This window comes from Acidobacteriota bacterium (assembly GCA_016703965.1).
GTDB lineage: Bacteria > Acidobacteriota > Blastocatellia > Pyrinomonadales > Pyrinomonadaceae > OLB17.
Genome location: JADJBB010000002.1, coordinates 92307 through 116267 on the forward strand (window position 1 = coordinate 92307; position 23961 = coordinate 116267).

Annotated in this window: 20 protein-coding genes; 8 read left to right on the top strand and 12 right to left on the bottom strand. The window is 55.1% G+C overall.

The window, feature by feature from the left end; all coding sequences use genetic code 11:
* Nucleotides 1-8: 8 nt before the first annotated feature.
* A complete protein-coding gene (locus IPG22_00545; protein ID MBK6586798.1) occupies nt 9-884 on the bottom strand; it encodes a UbiA family prenyltransferase in 876 nt (291 codons plus the stop codon).
* A 110-nt stretch (nt 885-994) separates the two neighbouring features.
* Between IPG22_00545 and IPG22_00550 the strand changes: the two genes are divergently transcribed.
* Together IPG22_00550 and IPG22_00555 are read left to right on the top strand one after the other, a co-directional pair.
* Nucleotides 995-1648: a hypothetical protein gene (locus tag IPG22_00550; GenBank protein ID MBK6586799.1), complete on the top strand. Its 654-nt coding sequence runs from the start codon at nt 995-997 to the stop codon at nt 1646-1648.
* Nucleotides 1649-1958: 310 nt separating this feature from the next.
* Complete coding sequence (locus tag IPG22_00555; protein ID MBK6586800.1) at nt 1959-2492, top strand: metal-binding protein; 534 nt, start codon at nt 1959-1961, stop codon at nt 2490-2492.
* Nucleotide 2493: 1 nt separating this feature from the next.
* Here the strand turns inward: IPG22_00555 and IPG22_00560 are convergent, their stop codons facing one another.
* Entirely contained in the window at nt 2494-3237 is a 744-nt protein-coding gene (locus tag IPG22_00560) for a hypothetical protein (GenBank protein MBK6586801.1), read from the bottom strand.
* A 167-nt stretch (nt 3238-3404) separates the two neighbouring features.
* On the bottom strand, nt 3405-3716 hold the full coding sequence (locus IPG22_00565) for a hypothetical protein (protein MBK6586802.1): 312 nt from the start codon (nt 3714-3716) through the stop codon (nt 3405-3407).
* A 189-nt stretch (nt 3717-3905) separates the two neighbouring features.
* Between IPG22_00565 and IPG22_00570 the strand changes: the two genes are divergently transcribed.
* Together IPG22_00570 and wecB are read left to right on the top strand one after the other, a co-directional pair.
* Complete coding sequence (locus tag IPG22_00570; protein MBK6586803.1) at nt 3906-5243, top strand: nucleotide sugar dehydrogenase; 1338 nt, start codon at nt 3906-3908, stop codon at nt 5241-5243.
* Complete coding sequence (gene wecB, locus IPG22_00575) at nt 5244-6332, top strand: UDP-N-acetylglucosamine 2-epimerase (non-hydrolyzing) (protein ID MBK6586804.1); 1089 nt, start codon at nt 5244-5246, stop codon at nt 6330-6332.
* Between the two features lie 158 nt (nt 6333-6490).
* Here the strand turns inward: wecB and IPG22_00580 are convergent, their stop codons facing one another.
* The 4 genes from IPG22_00580 to IPG22_00595 all read right to left on the bottom strand — a co-directional run bounded on the left by IPG22_00580 (nt 6491) and on the right by IPG22_00595 (nt 8774).
* Nucleotides 6491-6775 carry a rhodanese-like domain-containing protein gene (locus tag IPG22_00580; protein MBK6586805.1) on the bottom strand — a complete coding sequence of 95 codons (285 nt, stop codon included), beginning with the start codon at nt 6773-6775 and terminating at the stop codon, nt 6491-6493.
* A gap of 146 nt (nt 6776-6921) precedes the next feature.
* Nucleotides 6922-7224, bottom strand: a complete 303-nt coding sequence (locus IPG22_00585) for a rhodanese-like domain-containing protein (protein ID MBK6586806.1) — start codon at nt 7222-7224, stop codon at nt 6922-6924.
* Nucleotide 7225: 1 nt separating this feature from the next.
* Nucleotides 7226-7684 carry a thioredoxin-dependent thiol peroxidase gene (gene bcp, locus IPG22_00590; protein ID MBK6586807.1) on the bottom strand — a complete coding sequence of 153 codons (459 nt, stop codon included), beginning with the start codon at nt 7682-7684 and terminating at the stop codon, nt 7226-7228.
* 79 nt (nt 7685-7763) lie between these two features.
* Nucleotides 7764-8774: a DUF481 domain-containing protein gene (locus tag IPG22_00595; GenBank protein ID MBK6586808.1), complete on the bottom strand. Its 1011-nt coding sequence runs from the start codon at nt 8772-8774 to the stop codon at nt 7764-7766.
* A 99-nt stretch (nt 8775-8873) separates the two neighbouring features.
* Between IPG22_00595 and IPG22_00600 the strand changes: the two genes are divergently transcribed.
* Nucleotides 8874-9395 carry a hypothetical protein gene (locus IPG22_00600; GenBank protein ID MBK6586809.1) on the top strand — a complete coding sequence of 174 codons (522 nt, stop codon included), beginning with the start codon at nt 8874-8876 and terminating at the stop codon, nt 9393-9395.
* A gap of 1 nt (nt 9396) precedes the next feature.
* Here the strand turns inward: IPG22_00600 and IPG22_00605 are convergent, their stop codons facing one another.
* The 5 genes from IPG22_00605 to IPG22_00625 form a co-directional block, all read right to left on the bottom strand.
* Entirely contained in the window at nt 9397-11319 is a 1923-nt protein-coding gene (locus tag IPG22_00605) for a hypothetical protein (protein MBK6586810.1), read from the bottom strand.
* 144 nt (nt 11320-11463) lie between these two features.
* A complete protein-coding gene (locus IPG22_00610) occupies nt 11464-11907 on the bottom strand; it encodes a hypothetical protein (protein MBK6586811.1) in 444 nt (147 codons plus the stop codon).
* 279 nt (nt 11908-12186) lie between these two features.
* Nucleotides 12187-12393 carry a hypothetical protein gene (locus IPG22_00615; GenBank protein MBK6586812.1) on the bottom strand — a complete coding sequence of 69 codons (207 nt, stop codon included), beginning with the start codon at nt 12391-12393 and terminating at the stop codon, nt 12187-12189.
* 2308 nt (nt 12394-14701) lie between these two features.
* The gene (gene sppA / locus IPG22_00620) at nt 14702-16495 is read right to left on the bottom strand and encodes a signal peptide peptidase SppA (protein ID MBK6586813.1); all 1794 of its coding nucleotides are present in this window, start codon (nt 16493-16495) and stop codon (nt 14702-14704) included.
* Nucleotides 16496-16684: 189 nt separating this feature from the next.
* The gene (locus IPG22_00625; GenBank protein MBK6586814.1) at nt 16685-17284 is read right to left on the bottom strand and encodes a methyltransferase domain-containing protein; all 600 of its coding nucleotides are present in this window, start codon (nt 17282-17284) and stop codon (nt 16685-16687) included.
* Nucleotides 17285-17467: 183 nt separating this feature from the next.
* On the opposite strand from IPG22_00625, the gene IPG22_00630 reads away from it, so the two are divergent.
* The 3 genes from IPG22_00630 (at nt 17468) to IPG22_00640 (ending at nt 23959) form a co-directional block, all read left to right on the top strand.
* A complete protein-coding gene (locus tag IPG22_00630; GenBank protein MBK6586815.1) occupies nt 17468-18877 on the top strand; it encodes a sigma-54-dependent Fis family transcriptional regulator in 1410 nt (469 codons plus the stop codon).
* Between the two features lie 342 nt (nt 18878-19219).
* Nucleotides 19220-22993, top strand: a complete 3774-nt coding sequence (locus IPG22_00635) for a carboxypeptidase regulatory-like domain-containing protein (protein MBK6586816.1) — start codon at nt 19220-19222, stop codon at nt 22991-22993.
* 135 nt (nt 22994-23128) lie between these two features.
* Nucleotides 23129-23959, top strand: a complete 831-nt coding sequence (locus IPG22_00640) for a hypothetical protein (protein MBK6586817.1) — start codon at nt 23129-23131, stop codon at nt 23957-23959.
* The last annotated feature ends 2 nt before the right edge of the window (nt 23960-23961 follow it).

The following is a 23961-nucleotide window of genomic DNA, read 5'->3' on the forward strand; positions in this document are numbered from 1 at the left end:
CTTGGACGCTAGCGGGATTGATTGAGCATCACTGACGCACCGAAAGTCATCAGCAAAATCACGCTTACAAAGGCGTTGGTTGTAAAGAATGCGGCGTTCATTTTGCTCAAGTCATTGGCTTTTACCAAGGTGTGCTGGTAAATCAGCAACGCCCCGACGGCTATCACGCCCGCGAGGGCTAGCCAGCCAAGTCCGGTCACCAAATACAGCAAAACCAAGACGATAAAAGCCTGAAAGTGAAATACGCGGGCGATCCAGAGCGAGTTTTTGATGCCGAAACGAGCCGGTATCGAACGCAATCCGGCCTTACGGTCAAATTCGAAATCCTGGCACGCGTACAGCACATCAAATCCCGCCGTCCACATCAGAACCAGCACCGAAAGCAGGATCGGGATCTCGTCATTTAGTGTTCCGCGAACCGCGATCCAGGCGGCCGAAGGCGAGATCGCCAGAGCGATACCGAGGATCAGATGAGCGAGCGCGGTGAACCGTTTGGCGTACGAGTAACCGAGTACGAAGAGCAACGCGACCGGAGAAAGGGCGAATGTGAGCCAGTTCAGCGAGTAAGACGCGAGCAGGAAAACGCCGATAGAAACGTAGAGGAAGACCCAGGCGAAGCCGACCGAGAGCTTGCCGCTTGGCAGTTCGCGGTTAGCGGTTCGAGGATTTTTGGCATCGATGTCGCGGTCGACGATTCGGTTAAAGGTCATCGCGGCCGAGCGGGCTCCGAACATCGCGACCGTGATCCACAGCAGCTGCCACCAGGTCGGCAGGCCGTTCGCTGCGAGGATCGCTCCGAGGAATGCGAACGGCAGAGCGAACAGCGTATGCTCGAATTTGATCATCGCGAGCGTGGTCTTAAGTTTTTCAGCGAATGATGCCATCGTTCCGGCCCTCGGGCCAAACGAAAAGTGTAACAAATAAAGGCAAAATATGCCCTCGGAGCGGAGGTTGCAAAATCGAGACCGAGTTAATACGATAAGCCAGATAATCTATGGACATCCAGCAGCTAATCGAAACATGGCAGATCAACAACCGCATTAACCTATATCTGCTCGACGCTATAGCACCTGAACATCTCGCGGACGGCCTTTCGTCGAAGGGCAGGAATGTCGGCGAGCAGTTCGCACATATTCATAATGTACGGCTGATGTGGCTCAAGGCCTCGATGCCCGAGGAACTCGCCGGCCAGGCAAAGGTCGAAAAAGGAAAATGCCGGCGACAAGGAGCTCCTAGGACTCTCGCTCGAGCAGTCCGGCGTGGCGATCGTCAAGCTTCTCGAATTTGCCGCCTCGAACGGCGGACGGGTCAAAGGATTCAAACCGCACGTCACGGCTTTCGTCGGATATCTTACCGCCCACGATGCACATCATCGGTCGCAGATCATCATCGCTCTCAAGCAATCCGGCCATCCGCTCGACAAGAAAATTCTCTACGGCATCTGGGAATGGGGAGCAAGAAATGCATCTCCGTAGCCGTGACTTTTTGTGTTTTTTCACTTTTCGCCAAACTTTACCAAAAATTACCGCATAAAAAGTGTGAATCGATTCACACTTTTGCAAAAGCCAGTGCTGAGACGCCGATAAATACTGGGTTTCAGCGATCCGCACCTAGCCGCTCGGGCCAAAAACCGGGTGTTCGTTGGTAGAGGAAAAAACGGGGTTTTTGAGAGGTTTGCGTGAGATTGGTAGAGGTATTTGGCAGATTGGTCAAACGTGTTGGTTAGTCATTAAGAAAACGAGGTAAGTGGGGCAAATTTAGGTAACACCGGATGGACCCCCCCCCCCCGCGGACCCCGCGCCCCCCCCCGGCCCCCCCCCCCCAAAAACCCCGGGCAGCGCTGAAACCCCGGGGCCCCCGGCCGCCGCCCGCGGGGGCGGGGAGAGAAGAGTTTCAAACTGACCAAGTGCCGATCTTCGCCGGCCCGTTGTGGTGACTAGTTTTCAGTCGAGGAAACGATGCCCAGGGGACGAACTCATGATGCGATCACATTTCTGCTCGCGGCACCGGCATTTGCGGTGACGTATAGTGTGACGCGGGATATCGCTGCATCGGCAACCGTCGGTTTAGCGTTCATCTTCGGCGGGTTGATGTTCGGGCCGGACCTGGACACGGTTTCGCGGCAATATTCTCGTTGGTTCATCTTTCGGTTTCTTTGGTTTCCCTATAGATCCTTTTTCAGTCATCGCTCGCGGTTTTCGCACGGTTTGATCTTCGGAGCGTTGATCCGGGTTGTTTATTTTATGGGGATCGTGTCGCTGATCGTATTTCTCACGGTCTATCTTTATGCGGCCAATTCGGGCGGAAGCCTGCCCGCGTTCGGCCAGATCGCCGATGTATGGCGGCCGATAGGCATATATACGCGTGAGAAGTTGGGAAGTAATTTGTTAGAACTGATCTTTCCCGGGCTATGGCTCGGGGCAGCGAGTCATACGTTTACCGACATGGCAGGATCGTTCGTGAAGACAGGGCGGGTTGCGAAGTTTTTGTGACTTAACCTCGTCCGCCGCCGGATCTTGCGGTAAAAAGCCTCAGTGCCTGGCGTCGGGCGGCGTCGGAGATGTTGCGGTTTTTCGAGAGTGCCATCAGATCGCGGAGCTGGAGGCGGCTCATGATCGTGATGACGTTGGCGAGCGGCGTCCGCGGGTTTCGGGCGAGGTTGTGCATGACGGGGTAGCTGCGCGCCCATTGGCGGTTGGCGGCGATCTGGCGGAGGATCTCTTCGGAGATGGACCGCATCGAGGCGATATTCTCGACCTCTTTTTCACTGATACGCGGGTTGTTGACGACAGCCGTTGAGACGAGCTTGTTCGGGTCGCGGATCAGGATATTGCGAGCCTCGCGGTCGCCCTTCATGGCGAGTTTGACGCGGTCTTTGACGCCCATTCGCATGATGCGGTTGAGCATCGAGATGCGTTCGCTCGACGCCTCGTCCTCGGCCTGCATTTCGCCGAGTATCTTGTTGAGGATCGCTTTGCGGGTTTCCTCGCTTTCCTCGTAGATCTCCTCGATATACTCGAGAGCCAGCCACGAATCATCCGTTTCCTGATCGGGAACCTCAATATGCTGGGCGATAAAAAGGGCGTCTTCGAGGCTTAAACCCGAGCCTCCGCGTTCATCGGCAACTTCTGCCTGCTCGATAAATTCGGCAGCGGCCTCGTTACCCTGAGCGCGAAGTTCGTTCGCGATCTGCTGGGCACCGCGTTCTTTTTCGAAAAACTCGCGCTTAATTTCCAACGCCCGCCGTTCAGCATCCGGCGTGCGGTTCGGATTCGAAATGATCGCATCGAGGATCGCGGGATTCTGGATCAGCAGCTGCTGATTGAACGAGATCAGGTCGATCAGCGGACCATGTGGTGTCTTCGCTGCAAAATCGGCGACCGCCGCGGGCGGTGTGTGGGGATTTAGCAGGATCGCTTCATAGATCGACGGCGACAGATCGGACTGCCGGGAAAATGAGCGAGAACCCGGGGAGCGAGAGCAGCCGAGCGGATCGTCGCCTCAAGTGCTTGATGCTGCTGTGAACGGAGGGTTTCGGTCGCCGCGTCTCTTAATTCGCCATCGGAGCCTTCGAAAAAATTGACAAGTATCTCAAGAAGATCCGTCTGCGGCAGCGGAAGTGCACCTCTGGCCGCCGCAAGCTGGGCTGGACGCGGAGCCGTGCCTTCGATCATGGCTTTGACGACTGGATTACTTGAAGAGATCTCGGAACTCATATAATGCGGGAGAAATCCCACTATTGCGCGTATAAATTGAAGGAGAGGCCTGGTCGATCAAGACCTGCCTAATTCTAGCATAGATGATTATAATCTTGACTAATACCAACTGCTTAAACTAGTTTAAACGTAGAGCATATTTTGCCTCTATTGTATAACTCCACATACCGCCTATATACAGCAAATATAATGATAAAAGAAGAACTTAAAGGACTTATTTCAGACAAGAGCGCCCGCATCGGTGTGATCGGGCTTGGCTACGTCGGCCTACCGCTGATCATTGAATTCTGCCTCAAGGGTTATGAGGCTGTCGGCTTTGAGGTCGATGAGAAAAAGACCAGCGAGATCAACGCCGGACGTTCGTACATCGTCGATGTTACAAGTGAGAACGTAAAGAAGTGCGTTGACGAAGGAAAACTCACCGCGACGACCGATTTTGCCAAGCTCAACACGTGTGATGTGATCATCATCTGCGTCCCGACACCGCTCCGAAAGACGAAAGATCCGGACATGTCCTACATTCTGACCGCCGGCGGCGAGATCCAGAAATACATGCGTCGCGGACAGCTTATCATTCTCGAATCAACAACTTATCCCGGCACGACAGACGAAGTACTGCTGCCGATGTTCGAAGAAAAAGGCTTTAAGCTCGACGAAGATTTTCTTCTGGCATTCTCACCAGAGCGTGTAGATCCGGGCAATCCGCAGTTTCAGACACACAATATTCCAAAGGTTGTCGGCGGTGTCGGGCCCGATTCGACTGACGTGGCGGCTTTTCTTTACGGCCAGATCGTCAGCAATATTCATCGGGTTTCGTCAGCACGCGTTGCCGAGGCGGCGAAACTGTGGGAAAACACATTCCGCGCTATCAATATCGGAATGGCAAACGAAATGGCCAAGGTATGTAACGCTCTCGGTATCGATACCTGGGAAGTCGTAAGTGCGGCGGCGACCAAGCCATTCGGCTTTATGCCGTTCTATCCGGGACCGGGAATCGGCGGGCACTGCATTCCGCTCGATCCGCACTACTTGTCGTGGAAGGCGAGACAGCATGGATTTGATTCGAAGTTCATCTCGCTTGCCGAACAGATCAATTCGACGATGCCAAACTACGTTGTCGAACTCGCGACCGCCGCGCTGAACGAAGAGCGAAAAGCGGTAAACGGTTCAAAGATCCTGATTCTTGGCGTCGCCTACAAAAAAGACATCGACGACATGCGCGAATCGCCGGCACTTTCGATCATCGATCTGCTGCGTGCCGATGGAGCCGATGTTTATTACCACGATCCGTTCGTTCCGGTTGTGACATTTGACCACGCCTACACGATCGGCGATGCCGACCCGCTTTACAACAAAGAACTGACCGACGAACTGATCGCCGAATCGGACTGCGTGATCATCTGCACGGAACACACGACCGTTGACTACTCACGCATCTGCCGCCTGGCAAAAGTGGTTGTCGATACAAGAAATGCCCTGTCACCCGAGATCCGCGGGGCCTGCAATGCGAAGGTTGTGAGGCTCTAAATGCTCAAGGTTCTCCTCATCGCCGGTGCACGGCCAAATTTTATGAAGGTCGCTCCGATCTACGCCGAAATGAAGCGGCGGCCGTCGGAATTTGTGCCGATGATCGTGCATACGGGCCAGCATTACGATGCGGCGATGTCGGATGCTTTTTTTGACGATCTCGGTATGCCGAAGCCGGATATTTATCTCGGTGTTGGCTCGGGTTCGCACGCGGTGCAGACGGCGAAGATCATGACGGAATTCGAGCCGGTCGTGCTTGAGCATAAGCCGGAGTGGGTTCTCGTTGTAGGCGACGTCAATTCCACGATCGCCTGCGCACTTGTCTGTGCAAAGCTTGGGATCAAGATCGCTCACGTCGAGGCGGGATTGCGATCTCGTGACAGAGCGATGCCTGAGGAGATCAATCGCATTCTGACGGATTCGATCTCGGACCTGCTGCTGACGACTTCGCAGGATGCGGATGTAAATCTCGATCAAGAGGGAATTCGAGGGCGGCGGGTGAAGTTCGTCGGCAACGTGATGATCGATTCGCTGCTCGAACATCTGAAGATCGCTGAAAACTCGACCGTTCGCGAGGATCTTGGCATTGCGGCGGGCGAATACGGCGTGATGACGCTGCATCGTCCGTCGAATGTGGATGAGCGAGATGTGTTCGAGGGAATTCTCGACGCGTTGGTCACGGTCGCTGAGAAACTGCCGATCATTTTTCCGGTTCACCCGCGGACACGCGGCAAGATCGCGGAATTTGGGTTTGACGCGAAGATCGCGAGCTCAAACATCCGCCTCATCGATCCGCTCGGCTATCTCGATTTCATGCGGCTCTACAGCGGTGCGAAATTGGTGCTGACCGATTCGGGTGGGCTGCAGGAAGAGACGACGGTGCTCGGCATTCCGTGCCTAACGCTTCGCCACAATACTGAACGGCCGGTGACCATTGAACTCGGAACTAACGTACTCGTCGGAACCGATCCTGAGAAGATAAAACAGGCTGCGGCTGAAGTTCTCGACGGCGGAAAACAGCGTGAAGACGCTAAGATACCGCCGCTGTGGGATGGACGATATGCGACGAATTGGACGTTATCTAAGTGACGAACTGATCGGCGTATGGGAACTAGATACTATTTTGTCGACTCTGTCGGATACCCCGCCGCTTTCCATCCCTGAAAACCGCCTTTGAGGGCAAATACATTTGAAATTCCTTTTTGATTCATTTGGAATGCCAAACTGGCACTCGAGTGCTCGGCCGGTCAGGAACAGTAAACAATGATCTTCTTGTTTTTTGGCAGGGCGTCGAATCGATTTTCTGCCGCACCTTCGATGACCACGGCTCCCTTGATGTGGTCCGCCTTGTAAACTTCGACCGCCCTGGCATCGACAAAGACGGCACTTGAATCGTCATACGCCTTCTTTGCTTCCTCGATCCCGATTCTGGGCACTTCCGCGTCGGTCGACGGTTTCTTGACATCGCCAGACTGGCCCAAAGCGGCCAGAGCAGCGAGCGCGATAAAACACACTAAAAGTAGCGATCTCATATTTCTCCTTATGGTTGTTGGGCTGAGCCTTGGACTGGATAACCTGCCGTCTTCCAGGCGTTAGGGCCGCCTGTCAGAGCGTAGGTTCCGGGGATTCCTTTCTGGTTCATTTGGAATGCCAAACTGGCACTCGTGTGTTCGCCTCCTCAGGAGCAATAGACAATTATCTTTTTGCCTTTAGGAAGGTTATCGTAACTCTGTTCAACACCCGGCTGATACGGAACGACGATCGCTCCAGGCAGATGCTCGACGTCAAAGGCGGCTTGCCCACGGCTGTCGACGAAGACGACATTTCCAGCATCGTATTCCTTCTTAGCTTCTTCCGCTGAGATCCGTGGAACCGCGAGATCGTTAGTATATTTGACGTATTCGATCACGGCCGGTTTCTGGCACGCCAGGAAAAGAACCAGGACGAAAAGCGACAAGCCTGAGGCTTTCAGTTTATTCATACTATTTCTCTCCAAACGCCGCCAAAACTTCATCGGCGTGTTTTGCGACATCCACTTTTTCAAAGATCTTGACGATCTTGCTGTCATCGATCAAAAAAGTCTTGCGAAATGTGCCCATGTACTTCTTACCGTACATGCTCTTTTCGCCCCAGACGCCGTAATCTTCGACGATCTTTTTATCGACGTCGGCGAGCAGATCGAACGGAAGCTGATACTTTGAGATAAATTTCTGATGCGATTTCTCGCTGTCGGTCGAAACGCCGAGGACCGTAATACCTTTTTCACGAAACACATCGTCAGCATCGCGGAACGAGCACGCTTCCTTCGTACAGCCTGGTGTATCGTCTTTCGGATAAAAATAGAGCACCACACGCTTGCCCGCAAAATCCGATAGGCTTACGTCATTGCCGTTCTGGTCCTTCGAAGTAAAATCGGGAGCTTTATCGCCTTCTTTCAACATTTAATGCAAAACCTCGCTTGATCGTTTTTAGAATAATCCAATTCTCCACAATCGAGCCTTTCGGCGCAATACTGGATCGCTATTTCTTCTTGCCAAAGTTCCATTTCATGCCGGTCGTGAAGAGAAAGTCGTTTCGCTGGGCATTACCGTTCGGGTCGTTATTAAACCGATCGCCGACCGAGAAATAGAAGCCGACTTTTTTCGTGACGTCGGCCGAGAGCGTCGCGTCGAAGATGAAGCGATACTCGTTACGGTCAGTGACGTTCTGGAAAAAGGTCATCGTGTTCTGAAATTTCATACGATCATTCAATTTCTGCTTGAATGTGAATCCGGCCAGGGCTTCCGGTGTGTTGGTGTCGTTTCCGGTCTGCCACGTGCGGTTCCACGCTCCGCCGGCAATGAATTCAAGTTCGGTACGGTCGTTCTTTATCGTACGGTGTCCAAGGCCGCCACCGGGAACTGAGCGGAAATTCAGGTGGCGAGGTTTATCACGTTCAAAATCGTAGGAGATAAAACCAAACAACCGCCGGTCGATCGTTCGGTCATAGCGGGCACCGCCCCAGAATGCATTCTGGGTCGTGATGTTGACGTGATTTCCGTGATTACTGTTCCACAGGCTCCGAGCGTAGATGATGAATCCGTCCTGAGGGCGCGTTTTCGAAGCTCGAAGGCCTGTCGACATCGTAATGTTGTTCGAGTTTCCGGATGTGTAGCTGAACCCGATATTTGCATTGCCTTCCCAACCTGTCGCGAGGGCTCTAAAGCGGCCGGAAAAGCCGTTAGAGCTTTTTTTTACGACTGCAGGAGACGGAACCGACACAGGAGCTTTTTCTGGTTTTGGCTGAACTGCCGTCGCGACAGGCTTTATCGCATCTTTGGTCGCGGGATCTGCCACGACCTTCTCGATGTGTGATCGAGCGATCTTTACCTTGCCGGCGTATACAGTTTCGACGGTGATCGTATCGTCACTTTCATCGACGATCTTGCCGGTCAGGCGGTCACCGTTTTTCAACGTGATCTCGCTGGCAGCGATGTTAAGCGCTAGTGAAAAGAGCAGCAATGTTGCGAGGGGCCAGGAAAAGTTTTTCATCACGAATATAAAATAACATTATGAAAAAAGGATGTGAATTAGGTCTCGTGATGACTGTATTTGACGTATCGGCAACCGCGTAAAAGAATGGTTGTGTTGATGAAGCTTCTGTCCGAAAAAAATGCACTCACGAAACTCGCAATTTTGCGCGATGATCTTGCTCGCGAGATCCGCGAAGGCTATGAGCACAAGGCAGCTCCTTGCCTGACCTGCCCGACGCCGGGAGCGTGCTGTCTTGATGCGCATTTTGTAAATGTTCACATCTCACGCCTGGAGGCCGAGGCGATCAACGCAAAGTTGGAGACTTTGAATGATAAACATCGAGGCGAAGTATTGAGGCGGATCGAGGCGACGATCGCGGAATACAATTTGTCACGTGAGGGGGACACGTTCGACCAGAAATTCGCCTGTCCGCTTTTTGAAAAAGGAACCGGCTGCCTCGTTCACGACGATGGAAAGCCGGTTGCCTGTACGATGCATGCCTGTTACGAAAACGCAGCCGATCTGCCGCCTGACGAATTGCAGATCGCCCAAGAACAAAAGATCGATGACCTCAACGCCCGCACATACGGGCGTCGAGATCAGTGGCTGCCGATCCCGCTGGCGATCAGGAGACGATGAGCTAGTCGATCTTTACGTCGACGAATTTGTCACTGACGTTTCCCGCAAAGTCCGTTACCAGAAAGCCGATCGAATAATCCCCGGGGGCAACATCCATATTGCCGACGTAGAGGTCTTCCTTATCGCTAATAGTTAGAATGTCGGCCGGGTCGGTTGACGCGACATCTGACTCGTCACCATTGTCGTCTATCGAGAGGTAGACGGGGCGGATCGAATCGCCGCGGTCGAGCTTGACCTCGCGCTGAAGGCCCTTTGATTCCATAACGGCATAAACAAATTCGCCGGTAGCCTCTTCTTCGTTGAAGTCGATCACAAAATATAGCGTTATGTCGTTCCACTCCTTGCGGCCACGGTATTTTACTTGAGCAGGCACCTCGACGTAATAGACATCTTTGCCATCATCGATCTCGGCAAAATCGGTGATCGGGCAGATCACTTCCTTTGTGCCATCGCCGATCGAGAACCACGAACCGTCCCATTCCTCGTGCAGGTTGCCTTTTTCATCAGGCTCTGTCGGTATGGCCCCGATGATGATCGATTCCTTTTCGTGTTCTTCTGCAATGACGAATGTCGCTTCCTCGACATCATCGGCATTAACTTTTGCGCTGACCGTGACAACGCCGTCTTTGGCAAGATTTGGTTTGCTCGATTGCACAGGCGATACTTGCGGTTTCGTCGTATCTCCGGCGAGAATAGCCGCGATGTCGGTAAGCATGCCGTTCCACTTCATACCTGTTTGGAATGGATGTTTGCTGTATCCGCTTTCCGTCAGCTGCTGCCCGGTATTCGGGAAATAGATGGTCAGCCCGCTCGCCCGTGGATGGGCCGCACCCGAAACCTTTGTGACGACCGCCTCTGAAAGTGCTGCAAGTACGGCATCTGCAGCCTTTTTCGTTTCCGGATCGGGCGAAAGCGTTTTGAGGTTCGTCGCGTAATGGCCCATATCAAAGAACTCGGCTGCTGCCGGCCCTTGACCACTCGATCCAAAATTCTCACTTGCCGAGCGGGCACGAGCGGTTCTAAGAAGGCCTTCGCGCCCGCCGGTTTTGATGATCGTCTGATTTCGAACTGCGAGGTCAGCGAATGCAGTATTTAATGCGTCAATTTTGCCGAGATCGGTTACGCTAAGCGTGATCGAGGCATCGCGATTACCCTGGTTTCCGCCGCTGTAATAGCTCTTGTAGGAACGAGTTATCCCCTCGCCGAGCGTTTTGCCGTCCATCACAGGTGAAGCGTTCAGGCCGTTCATTATCGCGACGTAGTTCCATCCGTCTCCGGGTTCGAGTTCCTGGGAAGCCACCATGTATTTGGCATAGGGGCTGACGGTTCTCGCGACCTCAAAATTTGCCATCAGACAGGCGTCAAAGCCGATCAATTCGAGCTTACCAATATTCTTGGTCGCACGGCCGAGGGCGGTGTTCAGCTCGGTCATATTCAGGCCGTCCTCTCCGTTGCCTTCGTCGTGGAGGATACCAGGCCAGCCGCTTCCGTGATCGCCGAAGACGAGCGAATACTTCTTGGCAGGGAAATCCTTAGCCGCGTGTTCAATAAAATCGGCTAGGTTTTTCGGATCACCCATATTTATCTCGCCCAGATCGGCAAGTTCCTTTAGTTTGCCCTTTTCGACACGGAGGTATTTGGCGGTGGTCCAGTTTTTCAGCCCGCCGACTTCGGCATTGGTATAGTTATTGTCTTCGTCACCGCTTGCATTGCGGTCAACCAGGGCGACGATGTTGATCTGAGCGGTGCTGCCGACCTCCATCATCTCGGTCAGATCGATCATCTGCGGAAGTTCAAGATCGTTGTCCGAATCCATGTAGAACATTAGCGTCCACTCGGCAGTTGCCGGTGCTTGGGCAAATAACATCTGGCCTTGCAGGATGGTTGCAAGAGCCACAAAGATAACAAAAGATCTCGTTTTCATAGGGCCTCGTTTATTGAAATTGAAGGGGATAACGAAGTTTACGCCAACAGCCGAAAAAACAAAAGGCCCAAAAAAGATGTGGGTCTTTTTCGGGCCTTTGGATCAAGAGTCGGTGCCAAACGACAGGGTTTTAGATGTGCCGCGTTACGGTTCGTGGAAGATGGTTGAAGCAAAATCAATAAATGCAATTACCGCGATCTCGGCCTCGCTGGTTTCGGCGTTGTCGAACTTAAGCCGCCACGTACCTTCCTCGAACGGTTTGCTGACGGTGATCGTGCGAAACGCACCTTCGGCTTCGGGTGTTCCCGCGGTGATCTTGCCGAGAACATTGCCGTTCGTATCAACGAGCGTTGCCGAGACATTTGGCGGAGCGACGTACGTGACTGAGAACCGCGATCCCTTTTTAACAGGGATCTCGACGGTCGCTGATTGACCTGTCGCCACCTTGATGCCGGTCGCAAAGTCAGGCTCGGCGTCTTCGTCACCGAAAAATGCGGGATCAGCTTCGCTGCCAAGGCTATCAGCGTAAGCCATCGCTCCGTAACGCCTGAGCCTGCCAATATTCTCGCCTTCCTGGAGGCTGCCCATGAAATTGTCCGTGTCCGGCTTATGATCGCCTTTAGGTGGAATCGCGAGCCAGTTGACGATCTGGACGAAATTCGGCTGGTGGCCGAGCTGATTTTCGTGTCGAGCCGGAACCGTCGAGAATTTCCATTGCCTGATATTCCAGATCGCCGAACGGTTCGGCGGGTGCCCGTCGCCGGGAACGACCAGACGGAGAACTTCGTACCCTTTCGTGCTTTTACGCGTTCATTAAATGCCTTCATATTCTTGATCGACACCTCGTTGAAAGCCGGAACGTTGCGGCTAAAATTTTTTAAAAAACGCCCCCGCGGGGGGGTCCGATGTCCCAACCATCACGAGCTGCGTGACGGTTGGTTTGCCGTCAAATACCCGGGGCATCGATCCATGAACGTAATACCTTGCCATCAAGCCGCCGGTCGAGTGAGCCACCATGTCGACATGCCAGGCGTTCTCGGCCTTTTGTAGGTTCTTGACCGTTTCGTCGATCACGCGAACCCTGCGCCCGCCGGCCTGTCGAAGCGCGGGGGGCCGGCCGGGGCGGCCGCCCCAGGCCAGGGGGAGCGGTGGGGGGCCCCCCAGAGAGGGGGGGGCCCGGCCGGGCCGCCCCCCCGGCCCGGCGCGGGGCGGCCGCGGTTTGGTCTGTATTTTCCCCTTCTCCCTTCTGCCCCCGGCCCCCCCCCCCCCCGCGGGGGGGGGGGGGGCCCCATTTACCGTCGGGCCGTAGCCGCTCGTGTCCCAGGTGATGGGAACTTCGCGTTCCTCGCCGCCGTCCAGATTTAGCTGGATCATCTTGCCGTCCGGCAGCGAATCCGAGCCCCCTTTAGCCCCCTTAAAAAATTAGAGGGCCCCGCGCCGCGGGGGGCAAGGGGTGACGACGGTTGCCACGACACGGCCAAGTTGCCGTCGATGGTAAGCCTTGTCCTTTTTCCCAACTATCAGGCGTCGGAAATAACGGCTGAAGGGACCTCAAAGCGGTATTCCCCGAGCACCCGGGGGGGGGGCAGAGGAGCCCCCCGACGCCCCCCCCCCCCCCCCCCGGGAAAACCGGCCGGGGGGGGCCCCCCGGGGGGGCGGGGGCGGGGGGGGGGGGGGGGGGGGAGGGGGCGGGGGGGGGGGGAAGGGGGGGGGCGCGTTGGGCGGGGGGGGCAGCGGGGGGGCTTTTCCTCCCCCCTCCCGCCCCCGCCCCCGGCGGCCGGGGGCCGGCGGCCCGCCCCAAATCCCCCCAAACGGGGGGGGGGGGGGGGGGGGGGGGGCCGGGCGGGCGGGCGGGGGGGGCGGGGGGGGGGGCGGCCCGGGCGGGGGCCCCCCGCCCCGGCGGGGGGGGGAGCGGGGGGGGGGGGGGGGCGGGGGGGGGCCCCGCCCCCCGGGGCGGGGGGCGGCCCCCCCCCCCCCCGGCCCCCCGCCAGCGGGAAAAAAACCCCCCGGGGGGGGGGGCCCCCCCGGGCCGGGGGGGGGGGGGGGGGGCTCTTCCCGACCACCGCGGGGGGGCCAAAAAACCCCCCCCGAGACCCGGGGGGGGGGGGCCGGGGGCCGGGGGGGGGGGGGGGGGCCCCCCCCCCCCCCCGGGCGGGGGGGGGGGGGAAGGGGACGACGGCCCGGCCGGGCCCAAAGGAATTGCGGGGGGCCCGGGGGGGGGGGGGGGGGGGGGTTTCCCCCCCCGGGGGGGGGCGGGGGGGCGGGGGGGGGGGGGGAGAAAGGGCCGGGGGGAAAAGCAAAGACAGGGACCGGCCGGGGGGGGGCGGCCCAAAAACGCCCCTTCCCCCCCCCCGGACGGGGGGGGGGGGGGGGGGGGGGGAACGGGGGGGGGGGGAAAAAAAGGGGGGAGGAAGAAGAAAGGGGGGGGGGGGGGAGAACGGGGGGGGAGAAGAGGGGGAAGGAGGAAGGGAGAGAGGAGGGCGGGGGGGGGGGGGGAGGGAGGGGAAAAAGAAAAGAGGAGGGAAAAAAGGAAAAAAAGGGGGGGAAGGGGGAAAGGGGAAGAGGGAGGCGGGGGAGGGGGAAAAGCGGGGGGGGGAAAAGAAGGGGGAAAGAAAAGCCGGGGGGGGGGGGGGGGGGGGCGCGGGGGGGGGGGGGGGGGCCCGCCGCGGGGGGGACAAGGCGGGGGCAGGGCGGGGGGGGGGGGGGGGGGGGAGGGGGGGGGCGGGGGGGGGGGCGGGGGGGGGGGGGGGGGGGGGGGGGCGGGGGGGGGGGAGGGGGGGGGGACGCGCCGAATTTGAAACAAACTGTGGCGTCGGAACGCTGCCGAAAGCAACCTGAGAAATGCCGGGCGGTACATTCGCGGGAATCGTGAACGTTACGGTAACAATTTTGTGAGTGCCTGCGGTGAATGGATACGGTGCGTTAACGATGACGCCAAGTTCGCCTTGTGCAAGGTTGTTGGTGTTGACCGCGAGAGTAGAGCCGGGCGGCATTTCGCTCGCGAGTGCGGCAACCGGGGATTGTAAAAAAAACGGATTGAAACGGATGCTGAAACTTGCCGACCTTTCATCACCCAGCGAAACTAGCCGGATCGGCATCTCGACCTGTGATTGAACACCCCCGGCAGTTGCCATGCTTGAAACGCGGAGGATGCGATCTTGAGCGTTCACGGGAGCGGCGGCAAGGCCGGAAGCTGCCAAGACTACTAGGACCAAGAAAACAAGCAGGTTTCTCTGGCAAAAAGAAATTATAAGCGTGGGCAAAAAAGCATGATCGGGCATAGGAACCTCCAGTTCAGTAAATGAACCGTGTTGAACTTATACGAGGTCACGATACCATGCCGATCGCTATTTCCCCTACCCCTCGTGCCGATGTTTGCTGCCTACTTGATGTTTAGCTCATACGGCATCAGAAGCATTGCCTGGCCTCGCTGCATTTGGTCAAGCATGGCGGCGAAGCGGAATGAGCGGCGGACGTCTCTGGGCAGCGATCCGAGGATCGCGGCCTGAGTTTTTTGTTCGGCTGAGGCTTCGGCGTTGCCGCGGCCGAAATACTGTTCCAGGAATGGACGCGGTTCGGGGAAGACGACGCGGCGAATGTCCTTATCTGCCGGGAGCGACGCAAGCTCTTTAGCGATGTCGATCGCTTTTTCGAGTCCGCCGAATTCATCAACGAGCCCATTTGCCTTGGCTTGCGTGCCGGTCCAAACGCGGCCCTGGCCGAGGGTGTTGACCTCCTCGTCAGTTTTGCTGCGGCCCTTGGCGACCTTTGGAACGAAGTTGTCGTAATAGACGCTTTGAGCCATCTCTTCCATTTTGGCACGCTCTTCAGGCGTCCATTTTTCGGTCTCGCGGAAGATGCCGGCGTTTTTGCCGCGCATTACATATTCGTTTGAGATCCCGAGCCAGTCGTAAAGCCCTTTCATTACTGGTTTGCCCATAAACATTCCGATCGATCCCGTCACTGTCGAGGGCTGGGCGACGATCTTATTCGCGTTGCACGCGATGTAATAGCCGCCGGAAGCAGCAACGTCAGCCATTGATACGACCACAGGTTTTTTGGCTTTCGCGTTCTCGATCGCATGCCACATCAGATCCGAAGCAAGTGCCGAACCGCCCGGCGAATCGACGCGCAGGACGATGGCCTTGATCGACTTGTCGTTCCCGGCATCATTGATCGCCTCGACCAGAGTGTCGGAACCGACCATTTCACCGTTAAGCGGGCCGCTGCTAGACGGGCCGATGTTTATTGCTCCTGACGCGTAAATAACGGCGACGCGTTCGCCCTTATTGAGTCCAAGGCTGTCGGACGGTATCTCACGGTAGTCTCCGCCGCTGACGGTGCGAAGCTTGTCGGTCTCTTTATAACCAAGCTTTGCTTTCAGATCATTCTCGACCTGATCGCGATAAAGTGCATCGTCGATGAGGCCGATCGATTTTGCTTTTACTGCGTTGTAAGGAGCGGCGTCGATCAGAGTATTTACGTCCTCGACAGATTTCTTTCGCGACTCGGCGATGGCGGCCGTGAATCGGCCGAAATATTCGTCGAGCAGGGCATTGATGACCTCACGCTGGCCTTCGCCCATCTCTTTCTTGGTGTACTGGTCGGGAGCGTTCTTGTATTTTGGGCCTATCTGAATGACCTCGGCCTCGATGCCGAGTTTATCGAGCGAGCCCTTGTAGAACATCGCCTCGGCGGCAAAGCCATTAACGTAAATGTCGCCGGATGGCGGCAGGAATATCTTGTCGGCTGCGGTCGCAATATAGTATTCCTTGTTCGTGCCGATCTCCATGTAGGCGTAAACCGGTTTCCCGCCCGTTTTGAACTCCTTGATCGCGTCGCGAAGCTCGTCCGCCTTGCCCCAGCCAATGCCGGGAAAGTCGATATCAAGCATGACCGCTCCGATGCGATTGTCGACCTTAGCTTTGCGAAGCTGCGTTAGCAAACTTGTAAAAGACTGAGCCTGGGCGATCCCAAAGGCTTTGGCGAGAGGTTCTTCCGCAACGTAATCTGGCAGGTCGCCGGCCAGCTTGAGGACGAGAACACTGTTGCTCGCAACATTCGGCTGTCCCACAGATCGCGAGATCAGAACCAGTCCGATCACACCAACGATCAGGAGAACGAGCAGTAAACCACCCAATATGAGAAAGACTTTTGAAGTTTTTGACATTGCCATAATTCTTGTGCCGATGATCTTATGATCGATCGCCGGGCGACATATAAATAGTACGATAGTTCGCTTGGTATTGTTTAGTGATTAATATTTCGCCGCCGGTCAATTGGACGCAGATTTGACGGATGAAACGGATCGGGCGGATCGTTTTTATGCACTTCTCATCGGTCTTTCGATCGGTCGTGATCTATCTTAGCTGCCCTGTGTCTTAATTTCGCCGACGATCAGGTTTAGGATTCCCGCGAGGTATCTTTTTTCGGTGACGTTTTGAAACCCGCCCGCCCGAACCAAATCAGCCGTACGGCGGTTGAAGTGGTCTTCGATGAGAGCGACCGTCACGAAATTTAGAAGATCGAAAACCGGTCCGAGCAATCCCGTCGGGCGGACGTGTTCGAGTAGGATAAGTCTGCCGCCGGGTTTGAGGACACGAATGATCTCGGCGAGGGCTTTCTCAGGTTTGGGTATCGAGCAGAAAACCAACGTTGCAAATGCGGCATCGAAATGATTTGCGGGGAAAGGCAGATCTTGTCCATCAGCCTGCACGAGGCTGATGAATGCCGATCTGCCCTTAGCTATCTCGATCATATTGAAGGATATCTCACTCGCGATCGCCCGCTTGCACCTGGGATAGAATTTGAAGTTTGCTCCTGTTCCGGCACCGATCTCGAGGATAGTGCCGTTATCGGGAAGCAGGCCGAGCGTTTCACGCCGGAGTTTCGCGAGGTAGTGCCGCTCGATCGGAGCGAGCATCCGGTCGTAGCGGTGGGCGTGTTTGTCGTAGGACTGCTGCACGGGGGTAGTTTACCGCAGAGACGCTGAGACGCCGAGAAGAGAGCCGCGTTGTTTTGCAGTCTTTTGTAACTTCGCGGCAGCGCGAGAGATGGTCGGAAGCTAGCTGAAATTTCGTTTTTCACCAGCTAGTGTCTATAATCAGACTTTTTCGGCCTTCGGTGTCGGTTAGATCAAATTATTTTTATGGCTAAGAAAGGTTCGGTCCTAATTTGCGATGACGAAGAGATAATGCGTGACGTGCTCGAAACGATACTTTCGGGTGCGGGGTATAAGGTCGAACTCGCGAAAACCGGCGAGGAGGCGATGGAGGTATATACTCAAAAGCCCTTCGACGTCGTTTTGATGGACGTTTCGATGCCGGGCATAGGCGGATTGACCGCACTTGAAGGCCTGATCAAGCTCGACCCGGAAGCGGTGGTTCTCATGGTGACCGCGTACGCGACCTTTGACACAGCGATCTCTGCTTGGGAAAAGGGGGCGGCAGGCGTTATTCGCAAACCGTTTCAAAACGAGCAGATAATTGCTCTCGTTGGTAAGGGCATTAAGAAACGCCGGAAGGAAGAAGAACGGCAGACGCTTCGACAGGCGATGGTCCGCTCGGTAAATCGCGAAGGCTTTATCGGACGTTCGGAGGTGATGGAAACTGTTTTCCGCCTGGTCGAACGGGTTGCTCAGGCCCGATCAACCGTGCTCATCACCGGCGAGAGCGGAACCGGAAAGGAACTCGTTGCGAAAGCGATCCACGAATCCAGTCCGCGGTCCGGCGATCCATTTGTTGTCGTGAACTGCTCGAACATTCCTTCAGAATTGCTCGAATCGGAACTGTTCGGCCACACAAAAGGAGCTTTCACCGGGGCGGTCGCCGCGAAGAAAGGTTTGTTCGAAGTTGCTGACACAGGCTCTATATTTCTCGATGAGATCGGCGACCTTCGGCCGGAGACGCAGGTTCGCCTGCTGCGTGTTTTGCAGGAGCGTGAGTTTACGCCGGTTGGCGATACAACGCCCGTGAAGGTCGATGTCAGGATCATCGCCGCAACAAACGTTGATCTGAAAGAGGCCGTCCGAAACGGACAGTTTCGAGAGGATCTGTACTATCGTTTGTCCGTCGTGCCGCTCGAACTGCCGCCCTTACGCGAACGCCGAGAGGATATTCTGCCGCTTACGCAGCATTTCATCAGAAAATATGCGGCTGAGAATGGCCGGGAGATCTCGGAAACGGTGGGGCCGGACGTACTATCGCTGCTGGAGAGTTACAATTATCCGGGCAATGTTCGCGAACTTGAGAACATTATCGAGCGTGCGATAGTCATTGCCCCTGGCAATGAGATTACGGTTGAATGTCTCCGGCCCGAAGTTCGAGATCCGGAGCTCGCCTTTCAAATGATCGCGGATACCGAAGGTGTTTCTAGTGACATCGATCTTGCCCGCGGCGTCAATTTTTACGACGAAGTTAAACGCTTTGAGATAGATCTCATCCGCCGGGCGCTTGACCAAACTGGCGGCCACCAATCGCGTGCAGCCCGTCTGCTCGGGCTAAATGCCACCACTCTCAACTCAAAGATCAAATCCTACAATCTCTTCAGGAAGGACTAGCCGCCAGTTCGGATCAGATCGACCACAAACGGTGTGCTACGGGACGAACCCGACTTCAGCAAATCCGTGACCTGTGTATCGACCCCACTATCCCTACCTCTGAGACAAACCCACAAATTCAACTTAAGCATAGGCCCTCAAAATACGAAAATTCGTATATACCTTCAAAAACGTGATCGCTATGATACGAGGTGTGACCGGAAATATACGAATTAATATGATTTTTCAGGCTGGTTAGGATGGCACAAGGATTGCGTCTTAATAAATTGCTAAATGTAAATTCCTGCAATTCCGTAGTGCAATTTCGGACAATTTACTAACTTAAGAAATGGAGATGTATTAATGAGAAAAGTTTTATTTACTCTCGTTTTGCTTTTGATCTCTTCGGCAATGGCATTTGCCCAGGGAACGACCGGTAGGCTCGCGGGCACTGTGTCGGGACCCGATGGATTACTTCCAGGGGCAAAAGTCGTCGCAAAAGACAACAGCACAGGCAGAGAGGTCACAGTAACTACCGATAGCTCTGGATCATACCAGTTTAACCAGCTCGAATTCGGTACCTACACGATCAGAGTTTCAGCCACCGGCTTTAAGACGCTCGTCGGTAGCGAGCAAAAGATCGACATCGGCCGTGCGGCCACCTTCGACGCAGTCCTTCAGGTTGGCGATGTCGCGGCTGAGGTACTTGTAACAGCGGGAGCTGACGTCGTCACTTCCGGCACGGCACAGGTCAGCAGCACGATCAGCCCTCAGCAGATCATGACCCTGCCGCTCGTCACCCGCAGCCCGCTTTCGTTGACACTGCTGCAGGCAGGAACGTCATCGAACGGTGCGACCACGATCAACGGTATGCGTACCTCGATGACCAACATCACGAGAGACGGTATCAATATTCAGGATACCTTCATCCGATCCAACGCAACGGACTTCGCTCCGGGCCGCCCGTCGGTGGATGATACCGCTGAGTTCACGATCACAACAACCAACCAGGAAGCAGACCAGGGCTATGGTTCTGCACAGATCCGCCTCGTGACACCGCGCGGCACCAAGAATGTCACCGGAGCTCTTTTTGCATATAACCGTAACAATGGTTTTGCAGCAAATAACTTCTTCAATAATCGAAGCACGACCCCGTCTATCTCGGCCAAGCCGTCCTTCCGTAATCGCTGGCAGTACGGCGGCAAGTTCAGCTCCCCGCTTTGGCTGCCTGGTTTTGGAGAGGGAGGTCCGCAGATCATTAAAGACAAGGCGGTTTTCTTCTTCTCGTATGAAGGAATTAAGGACCCTGTAAGCGGCGCGGCAACCCGCACCATCCTGACGCCAACGGCACAGACCGGCGGATTCACATACCAACGTACCAACAGCACCTCAGTCACGCCGTTCTGCGCATCGCAGACGATCGGCAGCACCTGCACGATCCCGAACATACTCGGCTTCGCTGTTTCGAATGGCCTGGCGGTCCCTTCGACGGTAGATCCGATCATTCAGGCACGCGTCCTCTCGAAACTCCCGACGACAAGCAACTTCACTGGTGGTGACGGTTTTAACACCGCCGGCTATCGTCTGCTTCGCCGTCAGGACCAGACCCGTGACCAGTACGCATCGCGGTTTGATTTTGACATCAACGATGCGAACTCATTGCTGTTCATCTATAACTACAACAAAGAGGTCAATCTCAGGCCTGACATCGACACCAGCGGTTTTTCGGCGGTGCCGGATGGCGAACAGTCGTCGGATAACAAACAGTACACCGCAGCTTACAGACGCGTGTTCTCATCGAACATCGTGAACGAGGTTCGCGGTGGCCTTTTCAAATCAGAGGTACCGTTCTATCGCTTGAGCAGCGCTCCTGAATATCACCTCGCGATCCCGCTTGTATCGAACCCTGGAAACACTTTTGGTAACCAGGGTCGTTCGACCAAGTCATGGAACCTTCAGTCTAACGGTGACTGGATCGCTGGAAAGCACAGCTTTAAGTTCGGAGGACAGCTACAGTTCTTCGACGTTAACGCGTATAACGATTCGCCGAACGGCAACATCGTACCTACGGTGACGGTCGGTATCGGAACAAATACGCCGCAGTTCGCTGCAACACAGTTTTCGAACATCGGCGGCATAAGCACCGCACAGCTCGGCACTGCTAACGCAATGCTTGGACTGTTTGCAGGTCTTGTTAACTCAACTAACCGCATGTACAGCGTGCCTGACCTCGCGACTGGCTTCCAGTCGACACGTGTTAACGAACCTTACAAGCATGGTGCACATTCACTCTACTTTGCGGACCGCTGGCAGGTAAATTCACAGTTGACGCTGTCGCTCGGCGTTCGCTGGGAATACTATCCGCCCCTAAACCTCGGTACGGGTGTGGCACTTGAGCCGCTGATCTCGAACCTCGATGATCCGCTCCCGTCGCTCTTGTCGACCGCTGGTTCGTATGTTCCGGTTGGAACGAATGCGGGCAAGGAAAAGTCCTACTACAAGCCGCAGTACGACAACTTCGCACCGAACCTCGGTTTTGCTTGGACGCCTAGTTTTGAAGGCGGCCTCGGCAAATTCCTTTTCGGCAAACGCTCGGTCATCCGTGGCGGTTACAGCCATTCGTTCGGTAACGACTCGATCATTACATCGATCCGTAATGCCGCAGTTGGTAACCAAGGCCTCGCAGCAACCAACATCTCGGTACCCAACCAGAACGGACGGCTTTCGGGCAGCTTCACGCTTCCGTCAACCCCGACGTTCATTCCGCCTCCGCGCAGCTATCTGCAGAACAACACGAGTGCCTTCGGTTTCTTTGGAACGGTTTTCGCGACCGATCCGAATATCGAAGTCACGCGTGTAAAGCAGTACAGCTTGGGTATTCAGCGTGAATTCTGGGGCAACACTGCTTTCGAAGTTCGCTATGTTGGTACCGACAGTAACAACATGGTGCGAAGCGTTGATTACAACCAGATCGACATTCGCAGCAATGGATTTGCAGCGGACTTCATTCGTGCAAGAAACAATGACCGCTTGTGTCAGGCAACAGCCGGCTGCACCACGGGTGCTGGCTTCAACGCGGCAATTGCCGGCAGCCAGGCATTGCCTGTTTTCGGCCTCCTTGGTGGCAACGCCCTTCTCACGAATGCAACCATCCTCGGACAGATCCGTGCTGGAACGCCAGCCGATCTCGCTCTTGTCTATATCCAGAACAACCTGAACAACCATCCTTCGGTTGCGACTCCTGGTGCGGTTCCGTTCATCAAGTTCCTGCCAAACCCGGCATCGGGCGTAGTCAACTTGCTGCAGAATGGTGCTTACTACAAGTACAATTCGCTTCAGACGGAAGTTCGACGTCGTTTTTCGCAGGGCTTATACTTCCAGGCTAACTACACGTTCTCGAAGAATATCGGAAACGCGTCGGCCTCGAATGGTTCGCAGTCCCTGGTTGAACCGTATCTGGACAACCTGCAGCCTGAACTTGACCGTACGCGAGTTGATTTTGATCAGACGCACGCGTTCAATTTCAACGGTGTTTATCAGCTCCCGTTTGGAAAAGGCCGAGCGTTTTTAAACAACGGCGGTATTGTAGATACGATCTTCGGCGGCTGGGAACTGTCGGGTATCGCTAGCTGGAACTCGGGTGCACCGATTACCTTTGTCGATCCGCGAGGAACGCTTAATCGTGCAGGACGCTCGGGACGCCAGACGGCAAATACTAGCCTCACTACTCCACAACTTCGTGCACTGCTCGGAACATTTGAAAAAGACGGCCGCATCTACTGGATCGATCCGTCAATCATCTGTTCGAACGGTGCCGGAACTGCCGGAGTCGGACAAACCCCTTGCGCTGGTCAGGTGTTCTTCAACGTTGATCCAGGCCAGACCGGGACCCTTGGACGTGCGACCATCAATGCACCGGCGTTTTTCAACATCGATGCCGCGTTGCTGAAGAACTTCAGGTTCAACAGCGATGGCACCACGCGTCTTCAGTTCCGCGTTGAAGCGTTCAACGTTCTGAATAAGGTTAACTTCTTCCCAGGTGCAACCATCCAGAACGTCAACAGCACTTCGTTCGGCCAGGTCACGAGTGCCGGTGCTGCTCGCCAGCTTCAGTTGGCTCTTAGGTTCGAGTTCTAGGCTTCAAGGGCTTGACCAACCATTTACCCGCCGGTCGCAGGACCGGCGGGCTTTTTAAATCGCAAATGCCTGTCCGAAAGCGAATAGGCTTGATCAAAATGTCATCATCTTCGTTAGTTCTTTTGGAGATCAAAAATGAAAAATGTTGTTTTGCTATTAATTTCGATCGTCGTGATCGCTAATTCTGTAAGCGGTCAGAAACTAAGTGCTGAGGAGATAATCGCGAAGAACGTAGCTTCGATCGGGTCGCCTGAAAAACTAGCGTCTGTAAAATCTTTACTTGCTGTAGGCGAAGTTAAAGTTGATTTTGTTACCCAGAAAAATCTTCCCGCATCCGGCCGAATACTAGTTGGGTCAGAGGGGAAGAAGAGCTTTTTCGGGATCCAGACCAATGCAACTGATTATCCGCAGGAGAAAGTGATCTTTGACGGCTCTAAGACAGATGTTGCGATGGTCCGAGGCGGAAGCCGTTCGATATTAGGCAATTTTATTCAATCGAATACCTCATTAGTTTCCCAGGGATTTTTGTCCGGAACGCTTTCTACTTCGTGGCACCTATTGTCCGCGGCAGACCGCGGGGCCAAGATCTCCACTGCGGGTACTAAGAAGATCAACGGAAAGGAAGCTTACGTTTTAGAGATTTCGCCGAAAGGCGGCAGTGATCTGGACATCACTATGTATTTTGACCAGAAAACGTTTCAGCACATTCGCACAGAATACAGACGAACTTCGTCATCGAGTATTGGCAGAACCATCGACGAGTCCGCTCGCCAAAGCGAAAACAAGATCAAGGTCACAGAGGATTTCTCGGAATTTCAGGACTATGAAGGATTGATGCTCCCCCGAAAGTACAGACTCCAGTATTCGACATCAGGCACGACGACGACTGAGATCGTTTGGAATGGCAATTTTACAGAGTTTGCGATCAATAAGCTGGATCCGAGCACATTTAAGATCACTCCTTAACC

What these genes read in the sequence shown, in the direction of transcription:
- IPG22_00595 (MBK6586808.1), bottom strand. Translation starts at nt 8,774, where the DNA reads ATGAAAAACTTTTCCTGGCCCCTCGCAACATTGCTGCTCTTTTCACTA.
- IPG22_00545 (MBK6586798.1), bottom strand. Translation starts at nt 884, where the DNA reads ATGGCATCATTCGCTGAAAAACTTAAGACCACGCTCGCGATGATCAAA.
- wecB (MBK6586804.1), top strand. Translation starts at nt 5,244, where the DNA reads ATGCTCAAGGTTCTCCTCATCGCCGGTGCACGGCCAAATTTTATGAAG.
- IPG22_00550 (MBK6586799.1), top strand. Translation starts at nt 995, where the DNA reads ATGGACATCCAGCAGCTAATCGAAACATGGCAGATCAACAACCGCATT.
- IPG22_00585 (MBK6586806.1), bottom strand. Translation starts at nt 7,224, where the DNA reads ATGAATAAACTGAAAGCCTCAGGCTTGTCGCTTTTCGTCCTGGTTCTT.
- IPG22_00580 (MBK6586805.1), bottom strand. Translation starts at nt 6,775, where the DNA reads ATGAGATCGCTACTTTTAGTGTGTTTTATCGCGCTCGCTGCTCTGGCC.
- IPG22_00640 (MBK6586817.1), top strand. Translation starts at nt 23,129, where the DNA reads ATGAAAAATGTTGTTTTGCTATTAATTTCGATCGTCGTGATCGCTAAT.
- IPG22_00605 (MBK6586810.1), bottom strand. Translation starts at nt 11,319, where the DNA reads ATGAAAACGAGATCTTTTGTTATCTTTGTGGCTCTTGCAACCATCCTG.
- IPG22_00570 (MBK6586803.1), top strand. Translation starts at nt 3,906, where the DNA reads ATGATAAAAGAAGAACTTAAAGGACTTATTTCAGACAAGAGCGCCCGC.
- IPG22_00610 (MBK6586811.1), bottom strand. Translation starts at nt 11,907, where the DNA reads ATGGGCAGCCTCCAGGAAGGCGAGAATATTGGCAGGCTCAGGCGTTAC.
- IPG22_00600 (MBK6586809.1), top strand. Translation starts at nt 8,874, where the DNA reads ATGAAGCTTCTGTCCGAAAAAAATGCACTCACGAAACTCGCAATTTTG.
- sppA (MBK6586813.1), bottom strand. Translation starts at nt 16,495, where the DNA reads ATGGCAATGTCAAAAACTTCAAAAGTCTTTCTCATATTGGGTGGTTTA.
- IPG22_00630 (MBK6586815.1), top strand. Translation starts at nt 17,468, where the DNA reads ATGGCTAAGAAAGGTTCGGTCCTAATTTGCGATGACGAAGAGATAATG.
- bcp (MBK6586807.1), bottom strand. Translation starts at nt 7,684, where the DNA reads ATGTTGAAAGAAGGCGATAAAGCTCCCGATTTTACTTCGAAGGACCAG.
- IPG22_00565 (MBK6586802.1), bottom strand. Translation starts at nt 3,716, where the DNA reads ATGAGTTCCGAGATCTCTTCAAGTAATCCAGTCGTCAAAGCCATGATC.
- IPG22_00635 (MBK6586816.1), top strand. Translation starts at nt 19,220, where the DNA reads ATGAGAAAAGTTTTATTTACTCTCGTTTTGCTTTTGATCTCTTCGGCA.
- IPG22_00555 (MBK6586800.1), top strand. Translation starts at nt 1,959, where the DNA reads ATGCCCAGGGGACGAACTCATGATGCGATCACATTTCTGCTCGCGGCA.